We start from the raw sequence: 14,064 nt of genomic DNA, 5'->3' as shown, positions 1-14,064 counted from the left end.
TATTTAACCGTCTTGCGGTTGCGCCGGGGTGCTGAGTGTGAGCTGGCACAACACCAGATCGAGCCAGCGGCCAAATTTAAACCCCACCTGCGGCAGGCGCCCAGTTTCGACAAAGCCCAACTTCTGATGCAGCGCGAGGCTGGCGTGGTTCGCGGCATCGATCGCGCCGACCAGGGTGTGGCGCTGGTCGGCTTCGGCGGCGGCGATAATCAGCCGCAATAATTGCTCGCCGATGCCTTGCCCACGCTGCCCGGGGGCCACATAAATTGCATGCTCCACCGTATATTTAAACGCCGGAAAAGCCCGAAACGGCCCATAGCTGGCAAAGCCCAGTAATTCGCCAGCGCTGTTTTCCAGCCCCAATACCGGATAGCCGCCGGCGATCTTGGTGGCAAACCAGCTGGCCATCTGCTCGCTGCTGCGCGGCTGATAGTCATACAGCGCCGTACTATGCAGGATGGCGTCGTTCAAAATAGCCAAAATGGCGGCGCCATGGCGCTCAAGGGTGCAGTGAACTACCGGCATGGTGCACTCGCTGAATCGGCAAAGCCTCAGTCTAAGCGGCGCGGCGCCGCTAGGCCAGTCGGGATCACCCCGATCGGCGTGGTCGTAAGCCACGCGTGGCTGCTTTACAATAGCGGCAGACTATTCAGGATGCAGGGTATGAAAAAACTTTCCTTAGACCGGATTTTGCAAAGCCAGGGCTTTGGTTCGCGCAAAGGCTGTCGTGAGCTGATCGAAGACGGTGAAGTCACCGTAAATGGCGAAACGGTGACCAGCTGGAAAACCGAATTCATCCCCGAAGGGCTGAAATTCACCGTGTTTGACGAAGAGTGGGAATACCGCGCGCAAGTGTATCTGGTGCTCAATAAGCCCAGCGGCTACGAATGTTCGCGCAAGCCCAGTCATCACCCACCGATTTTGAATTTATTTCCCGAAAACATGGAATGGCGCGATGTGCAGCCGGTGGGCCGGCTGGATCACGATACCACCGGGCTGTTGCTGCTATCGGATGATGGCGCGTTTATTCATGCGCAAAGCTCGCCCAAGCGCCATCAGCCGAAAACCTACCGTGCCACCACGGCCCGTCCGGTGGATGAGGCGCTCGTGCAAAGCCTACTGAAAGGCGTGCAACTGATCGACGAGCCCGCGCCAATTGCCGCGCTGAGCGCGCGCCAGCTGGGCGAGTTCGAGATTGAAATCGTGCTCGAACAAGGCAAATACCACCAGGTGAAACGCATGCTGGCCGCCGCGGGCAATCACTGCGCGGCGCTGACGCGTACCGCGATTGGCGAGCTGCAGCTGGCCGATCTTGATCTGGCCGAGGGTGAATGGCGTTTTCTCACCGAGGCCGAACTGGCGATTTTGCAACGGCAGGGCTAGGGGTATTGCCGGCAAGGCCATGATTATCTTGCTTTGCAGCTTAATACCTGTGGCAGTATCGGTGTCGCCACGCCGGCGTGGGCGCGTACTGCGCCGGCTGCGCGAGGGGCAGGATTTTCCCGTATAATCGCCGCTGATTTCTCATATCTATTTTCCGGAAACCTTGCAATGTCTGATTCCGCCAATAAAACCTGGTCTGGCCGTTTTAACGAGCCCGTTTCTGAGCTGGTGAAACGCTATACCGCGTCGGTCTTTTTTGATAACCGCATGGCGGAAGTCGATATTCAGGGCTCACTGGCGCACGCCGGTATGCTTAATCAGGTGGGCGTGTTGTCGGATGAAGATCTGCGCGCCATCCAAAGCGGCATGGCCGATATTCTGGATGACATCCGCGCCGGCCGCTTCGAGTGGAGCCTGGATCTGGAAGACGTGCACATGAATATCGAGCGCCGCCTGACCGATAAAATCGGCGACGCCGGTAAACGCCTGCACACAGGCCGTTCACGCAACGACCAAGTGGCGACCGACATTCGCCTGTACCTGCGCGGCGCGATTGATCTGATTTTGGGCCTGGTGCGTGATCTGCAGCATTCGCTGGTCGATCTGGCCGAGAAAAATGCTAGTACCGTCATGCCAGGTTTTACCCATTTGCAAGTGGCGCAGCCCGTGACCTTTGGTCACCATATGCTCGCCTATGTGGAAATGCTGGGCCGTGATGCCGAGCGTTTGGCCGACGCGCGCAAACGCGTGAACCGCATGCCTTTGGGCTCAGCTGCGCTAGCAGGGACCACTTTCCCGATCGATCGCAGCATCACCGCGAAACTGCTGGGCTTTGAAGGCATTTGCGAAAACTCGCTCGACGCTGTTTCCGATCGTGACTTTGCGATTGAGTTTACCGCCGCTGGCGCGCTGATCATGACGCACTTGTCGCGCCTGTCAGAAGAATTGATTTTGTGGATGAGCCCACGCTACGGCTTTATCGATATTGCTGATCGTTTCTGTACCGGCAGCTCGATCATGCCGCAAAAGAAAAACCCCGACGTGCCCGAATTGGTGCGCGGTAAAACTGGCCGTGTAAATGGCCATTTGATCGCCTTGCTCACGCTGATGAAAGGCCAGCCACTGGCGTACAACAAAGACAATCAGGAAGACAAAGAAGGCCTGTTTGACACCGTTGACACGCTGACCGACACGCTGCGTATTTACGCCGACATGATGCGCGGCATCACTGTGAAACCTGAAGCGATGGAACGCGCGGCCAAGCAAGGCTTTGCGACTGCGACCGACCTGGCCGATTATCTGGTGAAACGTGGCCTGCCATTCCGTGACGCGCACGAAGCCGTAGCGCTGGCGGTGCGTTACGCCGAAGAGAAGAAAAAAGATTTGGCCGATCTGACCTTGGTTGAGCTTAAATCCTTCTCGCCGCTGATCGAAGACGACGTGCAGCAAGTGCTGACGTTGCAAGGTTCGCTGGACGCGCGTAACCACGTCGGTGGCACCGCGCCATTCCAGGTATTGGTGCAAGTGGCGAAATGGCGCGAGCGCATCGGTGGCTAAGCTGATGCCTTGTGCGACCAACCCGGCCTTGGCCGGGTTTTTTATTGGCCGCGGCAGGTGGGCGGTCTATAACTGAGCTGTTCGACCCGTCACTGGTGAGCTGGCCATGCATACCCCTTCCTCTCCTGCCATTGCCCCGGCCAGCGGCCGGCCGTTGCGGCGCTTGCAGCGGCAATTTGTGCTCTCTTTGCTAGCGATGGTGCTGCCCGTGCTGGCAGGCCTGTGGTATTACCAGCAACACACCGAAGCCGCCGGCGAGGCGCGGCTACTGGCGCTGACGCAGGCGCGGGCCGAGCAGCAGCGGTTGTCGTTCGAGCAGCTAACCGAGGTGGCCACCAGTCATTTGCAGCGCTTGGGCCAGCAAATGACCGATGTATTGCAAAAGCCCGCGCTCGGCTGGTCGCCCGCTGTGTGGCAAGAGCTCAGCAGCCAGGGGGTGCGCCGCAGTGGTAGTGGGGCGTTGATTGGCGAAAAGCTCAAACCCTGGTGGCGCGAACGACTGGGTGAGGCGCTGGTGGCTCCGCAAGCACTTAGCCAGCCGCAGTTGGCGCGGGAAGTAGAGGCCGCCATGAGCGCCTTTGCGCTGATGCATGCGACGCATCAGGCGCATCCCTTCTTTCAGTGGTCGTATTACTACTCGCCACGCGAAGATTTTTCTTCAATTTATCCGCATATCGCCGAGCCTGAGCTATGGCAGGCCACAGGCACCAAAGATACCGCCAGCATGCTGAAAGTGGTCTTTGATGCCGGTGGCACTCGCCCGGTACAGCTGATGTCGCCCACCCGCAATCCCAACCGCGAAATGCGCTGGACGACGCCGTATTATGATGCGGGCGGCAAGGGCGCGATGGTAAGCCTATTGCACCCGCTGTACGTCGAGCAGCAGTATGCCGGGGTGGTGGGCACCGATGTCACGCTCAAGATGTTCGCCAATGTGTTGCGGCATGAGCAAAACCTGCTCGGGCACGCGCTGGTCGTTGATTCGGTGGGTAATGTACTGGCCGATGATGAGGGTATGGTGCTGAATGCCAAGGATATCCTTAAGTTGGGCGATATACTCCCGGCAGATTTACGGCAGATCCCACTGGCTAGCCTAGTGGCTGGCAAGCACAGCAGCTTTCAGCAGGCCGGTAACTGGTATTGGCTGGGGCTGCCGGTGAAGGGCAAGCAATGGCATCTGCTGGTGTATTTTTCAGCACTGGAATTGCAGCAAGCCAATGCCCGCACCCAGCAAGCCACCTCGCTGGTGATGGTGGGGCTACTAGCCTTGCTGCTGTGCGCGGCGTGGGCGATTTCTTACTTTTTTGCCTGGCCGGCGCTACGGTTGGTGGATTTTGTGGGGCGGGTGCAAAACGCGCCTGACAGCGAAGCGCCATCCGTGCCGCGGGCCTGGCAGGATAGTTTTCACCAAGTGGCAGCCACGGCTCGCGAGCGGGCCAGCTATCTGCATGCGGTCACTCACCATGCCGAGCATCTGGAAGAAACCGTCGCCCAGCGCACGCGGGAGCTGGTCGAGGCCAATGCCGTCTTGCAAGACACCATCGCCCAGCTCAAAGCTACCCAGCGCATGCTGGTGGAATCAGAAAAAATGGCCGCACTGGGCAATCTGGTGGCCGGGGTGGCGCATGAGCTCAATACCCCGATTGGGGTCGGGGTCACCATGGGCTCTACCTTGCAGGAGAAAAATCGCGAGCTGGCCGAGCAGCTGTCGCAGCAAACGCTGCGCAAAGCAGCCCTCACCGAATATGTTGAGGTTACCGAGCAGGGCTTGCAGATCTTGATGCGCAATTTGCAGCAGGCGGCGCAATTAGTCAGTAGCTTTAAGCAGGTGGCGGTGGATCAAACCAGCGATCAGCGCCGGCGCTTCGAGCTGGCCGAATCTGTGCAGCAGGTGATGCAAACCATGAGCGTGCTGTATTCGGCTGAGCGGCTGTCTAGCGAGGTGCCGGCCGAATTGTGGCTGGATAGCTACCCCGGGGCACTGGCGCAGGTGCTGAATAATCTGATCGCCAATGCCGAAAACCACGCCTTTGCTGGCCGCGATGATGGCAAGGTGACGGTGACGGCGCGGCGAGTGAGCCCTAGCGAGCTGGAAATGGTGGTGGCGGACAATGGCTGTGGCATCCCCGCCGAGCATCTTTCACGGATTTTCGAGCCCTTCTTTACCACCAAACTGGGGCAAGGGGGCTCGGGCCTCGGGCTGAATATTGTCTACAACATTGTGCATTCGGTGCTGGGTGGCGATATCCGGGTGGAAAGTACGCTGGGTGAGGGTACCCGCTTTATCCTGCGTTTGCCGGTGGCTGCCCCGCAACGCGCACACTAAGGCTGCGGCAGCGGCGCCGCGCACGTAGAATAAGCCTTTTGCCCGGAGCGCGAGATGGATTTGCAATGGCAATGGCGACGCTGGCCTGAGTTCGATTCGCTAACCCTCTATTACTATTTGCAACTGCGTCAGGCCGTGTTTGTGGTCGAGCAGGCCTGCGCCTACCCCGACTTGGATGCGCTCGATCTGAGCGCCGATCATTTGCTGGGGTGGGATGGTGAGCAGCTGGCCGCTTGCTTGCGGCTAGTGCCGCCGGGCGAGAAATTTGCCGAGCCTTCCCTGGGGCGCGTGGTGGTGGCGCCGGCTTGGCGCGGTACTGGCGCCGGCCACACGCTGATCGCCGAAGGGCTGCGTTTTGCCGCCCAGCGTTATCCGGGGCAAGGCAATCGAATTGGCGCGCAAGCCCACTTGCAAGGCTTTTATGGCCGGCATGGCTATGTGACGATTTCGCCGCCTTACGATGAAGATGGCATTGAGCATGTGGATATGCTGCGCGAGCCCGAGGCGCGCAAAGCCTGACGCGATGTAAGCTTTGCTTGGCATTACTTGTGATTGTAAAGAAAGCTAAAGCCTTGTTTTTGTTTGAACTACATCACATTGCGGGTTTGAAGAGGGGTTGCGGTGCAGCAAAACACCGTAAACACCTTACTGACACACGCCCTGAATCGCTATACAGTGGCGGCTGTTTTGATGCAGGAGTTGGCTGTGACGGATGCCGCAGTATTGAAAGTCGGATTGATTGGCTATGGCTATGCCGGAAAAACGATCCACGCGCCGCTGATTGATAGTTGCCCCGGTTTGCAGCTCACGGCGATTGCCAGCTCCCGCCCCGCCGATGTGATCGCCGACTGGCCCGATTGCGTGATCAAAACCGAGCCCGATCGCCTGATTACGCATCCGGGGCTCGATCTGATTGTAATTGCCACCCCCAACGAAACCCATTACCCACTGGCTCGCGCCGCACTGGCGGCGGGCAAGCATGTGGTGATCGATAAGCCATTTACGCTGGATTTGCGCGAAGCCGATGATCTGGTGGCGCGAGCCGATGCCGCCGGGCTCTTGCTCTCGGTGTTTCACAATCGCCGCTGGGATAGCGATTATCTGGCGTTGGCCGCCTGCGTACGGGCGGGTCGCTTGGGGCATATTGTGTCGTTTACCAGCCATTTTGATCGTTTCCGCCCACAGGTGCGGTCGCGCTGGCGCGAGGCCGATGTGCCGGGCGCCGGGCTTTGGTATGACTTAGGCCCGCATCTAGTGGATCAGGCGCTGCAATTATTTGGCCCCCCCGAGGCGGTGAGCGCCGATTTGAGCTTGCGCCGTGAAGGCGCGCTCACGGTCGATGATTTTCACGTGGTGCTGCATTACAAGACCATGCGCGCTGTGCTCTCGGCCGGTACCTTGGTGCATGGCGGCACCCCGCGCTTTTTGGTGCAGGGTAGTCAGGCGGCATTTAAGGTCAATGGTCTTGACCATCAGGAAGGCTGGCTCAAAGACGGCGCCCGGCCAGATCAGGATACCTGGGGTAGGGATATGCGCCAGGCAGATATTCTACAAGCCTCAGGCGACGATACCCTGGTAGATAAATTGCCATTGCCGGCTGGCGATTATCTGGCCTACTACCGCCAGATCCGCCAGGCGATTCTGGGCGAGGCGCCTAATCCGGTGCCCGGGCATCAAGCTCGCGAGGTGATGCATATCCTCGATCTGGCCCGGCAAAGCAGCGCCGAAGGGCGCCGCATCGCCGTAATTTAAGGCTTAGGCGGCGCTCAGCGCGCCGCGCGCATTGGCCAGTAATTCGCGCACCAGCTCGGCGCGGGTTTCAACTAGGCTGTATTCATCTTGGCCCGGCGCGCCCATTTTGACCTGTGGGTTGAAATACTGCATGCCACTGGCGGCGGCGGCACGGCCGGAGCTATGAAATTCGCGGCAGCCGGTGGCGCGCACCAGTTCGGCAATATTGTGGGCCCGCACGCCGGCTCCGGGCATGACCTGCAGGCGCGTGCCAGCCTGCTGCTGCAATTCGCGCAGCAATGCCGCGCCTTCCAGCGCCGTGGGCGCTTGCCCACTCGACAGCAGTTTGGTGCAGCCGCAGCGGATAATGTCTTCCAGCGCTTGCTGCGGATCGCGCGCAACATCAAAGGCGCGATGGAAGGTCACCGGCAAAGGCCCGGCCAATTCAACCAGGCGCTGAGTACGGGGTATATCGACGGAGCCATCGGCGTTTAAGAGCCCGATGACAATACCATCCACCCCTATCTTCTTGCACATCAGCACATCGCGTTCCATCACTTCAAATTCCAGATCGCTGTACAGAAAATCGCCGCCACGTGGGCGGATAATGACATTCAGCGTGATCCAGAGCCGATCGCGCGCGGCTGCCAGCTGGCCATAAGAGGGCGTGGTGCCACCTTCAAGTAGGTTGTCGCAAAATTCGACCCGGTGTGCGCCGCCTTCCTGTGCCGCCAGACACGATGTGACCGAGCCAGCGCAAATTTCCAGTTGCAGATCATCCATGCGTTCCTCCTCGTGTGGGCGCGAGCGCCCATAAAAAACGCCGCATTGCTGCGGCGTTGGGGTCAATGCGTGGGTTGATTATGCCACTTTGCTCTGCATTTCGGCCTGCAGCGCAGTGTAAACATTTCGCAATTGGCCGTTGAGCTCACCCATTTGCTCGGCCAACTGGCGATCGATTTCTTCCAGCTCGAGGATACGATCTTCCAGCGTGTCGGTCGCTTTGTGGATGCGTTTGATCGATTCCAGCCGGCGGCGCAGCTGCAATTGATGCTCGCGCACCTGCGTTTCCATCGGTGCCATCACGGCTTTAAGCCAGTTTTCCACGTCGCGGTTGGCCACTTCAAACACATACACCACCCGGCTGGCCACCGTCTCAAAGAATTTATGCGTGAGGCGACCACGGCTGGTGGTGAGCAGATTGCCCACGGTATTGAAGTGCTCGCGGAATGATTTCTCGAGGCGGGCCAACTCTTTGTGGTATTTCAGGGTGGAGAACGGTGGCGGTGTGGCGGTGCCCAAGCCGTGTTCTTCGCTGAATTTCTTATACATCGCGGCCATCATGGCCTGAATTTCGGCGATCTGCTCTGCAGATTTGGAAATCGAGCCATTCACATCGATGAAGAATTTATCCATCGTGGCCGACAAGCCGCCATCGCCAAAGGAGAATAGGCTGCGTTCCATCTGGTCGCGAATGCGGTCGATTTCAGCTTTTAGTGCGTCTTTGCCCAAGAGCGAAAACAGCTTATTGGTTTGCTGGGTAAAGACCGAGCGCAGCGCTTGAAAGCGCACCAAGCCTTGCTCGAACTGTTTTTTGTCCAGTTGTACTTTGTCCATCATCTGCAAGATGACGTCTTGGTTTTTGCCGCGCAGCCCGGTCAGCTCGGTGAGCTGTTCGCTCACGCCTTCCTGGCGGGCTTGCAAAATCGCCCGGACGGCAGAGACCACGTCTTCCACTTCGCTTTGCGTGGCATCGCGCACGATATCTTGCTTGCCGGGCAGCAAATCATCTGAAAGCGCTTTTTCCAGCGCGGTGAGGCGGGACTGCACCAGCAGGGCGTCATCGTTCTGAACTTTGGCCACCAGCGCTTTTTGCGCTGACACAGGGTAGACCTGCTGCGGTGGCAGGCTGAGTAGATCCGCGGTGGTTTTAACCTGCTTGGCGATTTCCTGCTCGATTTCGGCGCTGGTTTTCAGGTCGTCCCACAGGCCATCAATCTTGTTCAGCACGACCAAGCGACCACGTTTGCCACTTTGGTTTCGCACAATGTGGTTGCGCCATACTTCGATATCCGATTTGGTGACGCCAGTATCGGCAGCCAGAATAAACAGAATGGCGTGCGCGTTGGGCAGCAGGTTCAGCGTCAGCTCAGGCTCGGTACCGATGGCGTTCAGCCCCGGGGTATCGAGAATGACCAGACCTTGCTCCAGCAGCGGGTGCGGGAAGTTAATCACCGCGTGGCGCCAGCAGGGGATTTCTACTTCACCACGTTGGTCAACCGTAATGACCTGATCCGGGTCGTTTTCATCGTACAGGCCGAATTTCTTGGCGGTTTCGATGTTGACGCGCTGGGTGCGGCCGATTTCTTTGAAGGCTTCCTGCATCGAGTCGGCATCGTCGATATTCAGCGCGATGGTGTGCCATTCGTCTTGATAGCGGCGGTATTCCACCGTGGTGACATTATCGGCGCGGGTTTCGATCGGCAACAGCTGCAGGCAAGGCGGCTTGCTGGCATCAAACAGCAGCTCGGTCGGACACATGGTGGTCCGGCCTGCACTGGATGGCAAAATCCGTTTGCGATAATGGGCAAAGAAGATCGCATTAATCAGCTCGGATTTGCCGCGAGAAAACTCGGCCACGAAGGCGATGTTGAGTTTGTCTTCTTTCAGCCGCTCAATCATGGCCTGAATGCGCAGCGTGGTTTGCGTGTCATTCAGGTCTTGATCGCTCAGCCAGCGGGACAGCTGGGCAATCGAATGCGTCAGCGTGCCGCGCCATTGGCTATAGGCCTGAAAATTGGCGATCAGATGATCGTTGGCCGCGACTTCTTCCTGGTGCAGATAATCGGTGCTCATTTTGTCCCCTTGTGCGCCGGGCGCATCTGGCAGCTTGCCTTAATTATTCTCTGTTTATGCCGCGCCCTCTGGCGCTTGTCAATCTTGGCAGCGCGGACAATAGAAAGTCGCCCTCTGCGCCTGCCGGATTGTTGTAATTGCAGTACTACACACCCGGCAAGGCTGGCCCGCGCGGCCATAGACATAACTATTAATCATGAAGTATCCGGCCTTGCCATCGGTATCCACATAATCCCTTAAAGTGCTGCCGCCAGCAGTAATCGCCTCGGTAAGTGTGTGCTTGATCTCATTTACTAGGCGACTAATTTCGGCTGCGGTCAGGCTGTTGGACGGGCGCTGCGGGTTGATGCGGGCGCGAAACAGTGATTCGGAGGCATAAATATTGCCGACGCCGACCACGATGTGGTTATCCATCAAATTGGGTTTGATCGGGGTGCGCTTATTGGCAAGTTGGCCGACCAGATAAGTGGCATCAAACGCCGCGCTTAATGGCTCGGGGCCGAGTGCCGCGAGCTGCGGGTGCAGCAGCGGGTCGCCGGTTAGCCACAGCCAGGCACCAAAACGCCGAGGGTCGCGATAGCGCAGCAAATGGCCATTGGCGAGCACCAGATCGATATGGTCGTGTTTTTCGGCCGGATAGTTCTCGGTTAAAACCCGCAGATTGCCCGACATGCCGAGGTGAATGAGCACGGTGCCGCGCTCTACTTCGAGTAGTAAATATTTGGCACGCCGGCGCACCGATAAAATGGTTTGCCCGGGCAAAATCTGCGCCAGCTCGGCCGGTACAGGCCAGCGTAGCCGCGGGTTGCGCACTATGATGTCAGCAATGGTTTGCTGTAAAAGATGATGCTCAATTCCGCGGCGGGTGGTTTCTACTTCGGGGAGTTCGGGCATGGGGCAGGGCCTGCTGTTGGACTTTGCCGCCTAGTTTACCTAATATCGACATTCCGTTTGTCGCCGCTCACTGTTGGAGCATTCATGACTTTCCCCCTTCGTGCTGTCTTGGTTTCCCTGAGTTTATGGCTAGGTGGCTGCGCCAGTACCTTGCCGCCAGCGGCCACCCCCAGCCCGACGCCGGCTGCCGCCGATAATGATGCCGATGCGCTGCCCCAATACAGCGAAGCGCAGCTACCCAAGCTGGAAATGAGCGATGAGCTGATGTTGCGCTTCCTGGTGGGTGATATCGCAGCGCAACGAGGTCAATTTGGCCTCGCCGCCGAAGCCTGGGTGGATCTGGCGCGCAAATCCAAAGACCCACGCGTGGCGCAGCGAGCGGCCCAGCTTGCCGTTGCGTCGGGGCAATTGGTGTTGGCGCAAGAAGCGACCGAAATCTGGATTGCCGCTGCCCCCGAGGTGCTCGCGGCACGGCAGCTGATGGTGAGCTTATTACTACGTAGTGGCCGGCTGATTGAAGCCAAGCCGCATCTGCAAGCGATGTTTGCGGCCAAGCCCAGCGAAGTGGCGCCCTTTTTCCTGCAAATGCATCAGCTGTGGCCCAAAGAAGTGGATCGCCAAGCCGTACTCGATCTCACGCTGGAGCTGACCGCGCGCTACGATAATCTACCCGAGGCGCATTTTGCGCGCGCGGTTGGCTATGGTGGCGCTAAGCAAATCGACCCGGCGCTGGCCGAGCTGAATCTGGCCTTGAAGCAGAGGCCAGATTGGGAGCCAGCGGTGCTGTATAAAGTGCAGCTACTGGAAGGCAAAGACCCGCAAGCCTCAGCCCAACTACTGGCGCAGGCTGCAAAAAATAATCCGCAATCGCTGGGCGTGGTGCTCGCGCAAGCGCGCTTGGCGGCAGATAGTGGCGAATTGGTGCCGGCCCTGAGCGCCTACGAGCAGGTGCTGGCGAAAAACCCGGATCAGCTCGAAGCGCTGATCGGCCATGGTTTGGTGGCCATGCAACTCAATGAAGTGGCCAAGGCACAGCGCAGCCTGCTGCGCGCGGTCACGCTCAACCCCGCGGCCACCAGCCAGCTGGCTCCGTATCTGGGTCAGGTGGCCGAGCAGCAACACCAATATCAAGATGCGGTGGATTGGTATTTGAAAGCGGGCGCCGATAAGCAAGCCTTGCTGCAGCCACGCTTGCCGCGGCTGTATGCCAAGCTCGGCCAACAGGCCAAGGCCGATCAGGCGCTGGCAGCGCTACCGGTCGCCACCGCGAAAGAGCAGGCCAGCAAAGCGCAGATCGAGGCGCAGGTCTGGCGCGAGCGCCGGCAACTGAATAAAGCACTGGCCGCGCTGGATAAAGCCGTTGCGGCGCAGCCCGATGAGGCCGAGCTATTTTATGATCGCTCGCTGTATCGTGATCTGGCTGGCGATTACGCCGGGGCAGAAGCGGATTTGCGCGAATTTCTGCGCCAGCAGCCCAATAGCGTGAATGGCCTCAATGCTCTGGGGTATATCCTGGCGAGCCGCACTGATCGTCTCGTTGAGGCAGATACCTACCTAGGGCAAGCTATTGCGATGCAGCCGGATAATCCGGTGATTCTGGATTCGCTGGGCTGGTTGCGCTTTAAGCAGGGTAAGGTGGCCGAGGCGCAGCAATTATTAGAGCGCGCCTACCGGCAGATGCCGGATGCTGAAGTCGCCGCCCACCTGGCCGAAGTGCTGGCGCAGCAAGGCGATACCGTGCGCGCCAAAGCGCTGCTGGATGAAGCGCTGGCGCGCCAGCCGGATGATGAGGTTGCGCTAGAAACTCGCCAGCGCCTGGGGCTTTGAGCGGATGAAAGGACTGGGATTGGCGCTGCTGGCGTTGTGCTTGGCAGCCTGTAGTTCGACGCCGCTGGCGCCGCCAGCGCTAGGCTTTGCCGCCAGTGGGCGGGTGAATATTCGCCAGGCAGAGCGGGCGGATACCGTGCAGTTTGTCTGGCAGGCCAGCGCCGAGCGTGACACGCTGGCGCTGAATACGCCCTTGGGTAATACCTTGGCCGAGTTGCGTCTGCGCTATGAGCGTGATGTGGTGGTCGAGGCTGAGCTTGACCGCGGCACCGAGCGCCGCACGGCTCGCGACCCTGAAGCATTATTGCTGGAATTAACCGGCGTACAGTTGCCAGTTAGTGGGATGCGCTGGTGGTTGCGTGGCTTGCCAGCACCCACGGCAGCATTTAGCCGCGAGGGCGACACTCTCGTGCAGGCGGGCTGGCGGATTAGCCCTAGCGATTACCGGGGCGGCCAATGGCCCTATCGGATCGAGTTGCAACGGCTCGACAGCGCGCAGGATGCGATTAAAATCCGCGTTTTGATTAACGAATGGCAGCAGGCGAGCGTCGCCGCACAACCATGAGCACAGCTTCTTATCTTCCCGTCGTTGATGCGGCGGGCTTTCAGGCCTATCCGGCCCCTGCCAAGTTAAACCTGTTTTTGCATGTCACTGGCCGTCGCGCCGATGGTTATCATTTGCTGGAGTCGATTTTTCAGCTGGTTGATCGGCAAGACACGATCTGGCTGCGCGTGCGGAACGATGCGGCTGTGGTGCATCACAACCCACTGCCGGGGGTGCCGGCCGAGAGTGATCTCACCGTGCGGGCGGCGCGCCTGTTACAGCAACACACGGGTTGTCAGTTAGGGGTGGATCTGCGGGTGGATAAAGTGCTGCCGATGGGCGGTGGCATGGGCGGCGGCAGCTCCGATGCGGCCACGGTGTTGCTGGCGCTCAATCGGCTCTGGCAGCTGAATTTATCCCGCGCGGCATTAATGGCGCTGGGCGTGCAGCTGGGCGCTGATGTACCGTTTTTTCTGTTTGGGCGCACGGCGCTGGTAGAAGGCATTGGCGAAATTATGACGCCGATAGCGGTGCCCGAGCAGCAATTCGTGGTGCTGCACCCAGCCGTGCATGTTCCCACTCCCGCGATTTTCGGCGCCCCTGATTTGTCGCGGAATACGGCCTCGGTGAAGGCGGCGCTTCTGGCCGGTGAACTCGACTGGATGCAATTGCACAACGATTTGCAAGCCGTTGCGGTGGCAAAATTCCCCCTGATTGGCGCGCAGTTAGACTGGCTCAATCAGTTTGCGCCCGCTAGAATGACGGGGTCGGGCAGTTGTGTGTTTGCAGCGTTTTCGCGGCAAAGTGCGCAAAAAAACGCTTCACAAAATCAGGCGGATGCAGTAATATCCTGCCTTCTTGAAGGGATGACCGGGTTTACCTGCTCTTCAATAAGTCAGCACCAGTTACTCGATTTTGCGACTGACTAAGTCAGGGGCAAATTCGT

Annotated in this window: 12 protein-coding genes; 8 read left to right on the top strand and 4 right to left on the bottom strand. The window is 58.9% G+C overall.

All coding sequences use genetic code 11. The features are described from left to right. Window positions 1-3 precede the first annotated feature (3 nt). On the bottom strand, window positions 4-525 hold the full coding sequence (locus L991_RS14530) for a GNAT family N-acetyltransferase (protein ID WP_047396785.1): 522 nt from the start codon (window positions 523-525) through the stop codon (window positions 4-6). Window positions 526-663: 138 nt separating this feature from the next. On the opposite strand from L991_RS14530, the gene L991_RS14525 reads away from it, so the two are divergent. The 5 genes from L991_RS14525 (at window position 664) to L991_RS14505 (ending at window position 7,018) form a co-directional block, all read left to right on the top strand. Further along, a complete protein-coding gene (locus L991_RS14525) occupies window positions 664-1,383 on the top strand; it encodes a pseudouridine synthase (protein ID WP_047396953.1) in 720 nt (239 codons plus the stop codon). 168 nt (window positions 1,384-1,551) lie between these two features. Next, entirely contained in the window at window positions 1,552-2,940 is a 1,389-nt protein-coding gene (argH, locus tag L991_RS14520; protein ID WP_028450419.1) for an argininosuccinate lyase, read from the top strand. 106 nt (window positions 2,941-3,046) lie between these two features. After that, window positions 3,047-5,266 carry an ATP-binding protein gene (locus tag L991_RS16685; protein ID WP_052190925.1) on the top strand — a complete coding sequence of 740 codons (2,220 nt, stop codon included), beginning with the start codon at window positions 3,047-3,049 and terminating at the stop codon, window positions 5,264-5,266. A gap of 54 nt (window positions 5,267-5,320) precedes the next feature. Beyond that, window positions 5,321-5,785, top strand: a complete 465-nt coding sequence (locus L991_RS14510) for a GNAT family N-acetyltransferase (RefSeq protein ID WP_081986703.1) — start codon at window positions 5,321-5,323, stop codon at window positions 5,783-5,785. A 186-nt stretch (window positions 5,786-5,971) separates the two neighbouring features. Further along, window positions 5,972-7,018 (top strand): oxidoreductase, encoded by a 1,047-nt coding sequence (locus L991_RS14505; RefSeq protein WP_047396950.1) that lies wholly within the window; start codon window positions 5,972-5,974, stop codon window positions 7,016-7,018. A 3-nt stretch (window positions 7,019-7,021) separates the two neighbouring features. Here the strand turns inward: L991_RS14505 and L991_RS14500 are convergent, their stop codons facing one another. The 3 genes from L991_RS14500 to mutM all read right to left on the bottom strand — a co-directional run bounded on the left by L991_RS14500 (window position 7,022) and on the right by mutM (window position 10,747). Next, on the bottom strand, window positions 7,022-7,780 hold the full coding sequence (locus L991_RS14500) for a copper homeostasis protein CutC (RefSeq protein WP_047396784.1): 759 nt from the start codon (window positions 7,778-7,780) through the stop codon (window positions 7,022-7,024). A 78-nt stretch (window positions 7,781-7,858) separates the two neighbouring features. Beyond that, on the bottom strand, window positions 7,859-9,853 hold the full coding sequence (locus L991_RS14495) for a dynamin family protein (RefSeq protein ID WP_051259022.1): 1,995 nt from the start codon (window positions 9,851-9,853) through the stop codon (window positions 7,859-7,861). 78 nt (window positions 9,854-9,931) lie between these two features. Continuing rightward, entirely contained in the window at window positions 9,932-10,747 is an 816-nt protein-coding gene (gene mutM / locus L991_RS14490; protein WP_047396783.1) for a bifunctional DNA-formamidopyrimidine glycosylase/DNA-(apurinic or apyrimidinic site) lyase, read from the bottom strand. Window positions 10,748-10,831: 84 nt separating this feature from the next. Here mutM and L991_RS14485 point away from each other — a divergent pair, with 84 nt between their 5' ends. From L991_RS14485 to ispE, 3 genes are read left to right on the top strand one after another with little or no spacing between them, the layout of a single operon-like run. After that, complete coding sequence (locus tag L991_RS14485) at window positions 10,832-12,574, top strand: tetratricopeptide repeat protein (protein WP_047396782.1); 1,743 nt, start codon at window positions 10,832-10,834, stop codon at window positions 12,572-12,574. Window positions 12,575-12,578: 4 nt separating this feature from the next. Further along, on the top strand, window positions 12,579-13,139 hold the full coding sequence (locus L991_RS16680; protein WP_052190923.1) for an outer membrane lipoprotein LolB: 561 nt from the start codon (window positions 12,579-12,581) through the stop codon (window positions 13,137-13,139). Then, entirely contained in the window at window positions 13,136-14,047 is a 912-nt protein-coding gene (ispE, locus tag L991_RS14475; protein WP_047396781.1) for a 4-(cytidine 5'-diphospho)-2-C-methyl-D-erythritol kinase, read from the top strand. Before L991_RS16680 ends, ispE begins: the two co-directional genes overlap by 4 nt. Window positions 14,048-14,064 lie beyond the last annotated feature (17 nt).

The organism is Chitinibacter sp. ZOR0017 (assembly GCF_000799095.1).
In the GTDB taxonomy this organism is placed as follows: Bacteria; Pseudomonadota; Gammaproteobacteria; order Burkholderiales; family Chitinibacteraceae; genus Chitinibacter; species Chitinibacter tainanensis.
The sequence above is the reverse complement of the archived record's forward strand: the minus strand, read 5'-3'. Positions and strand labels throughout refer to the sequence as shown.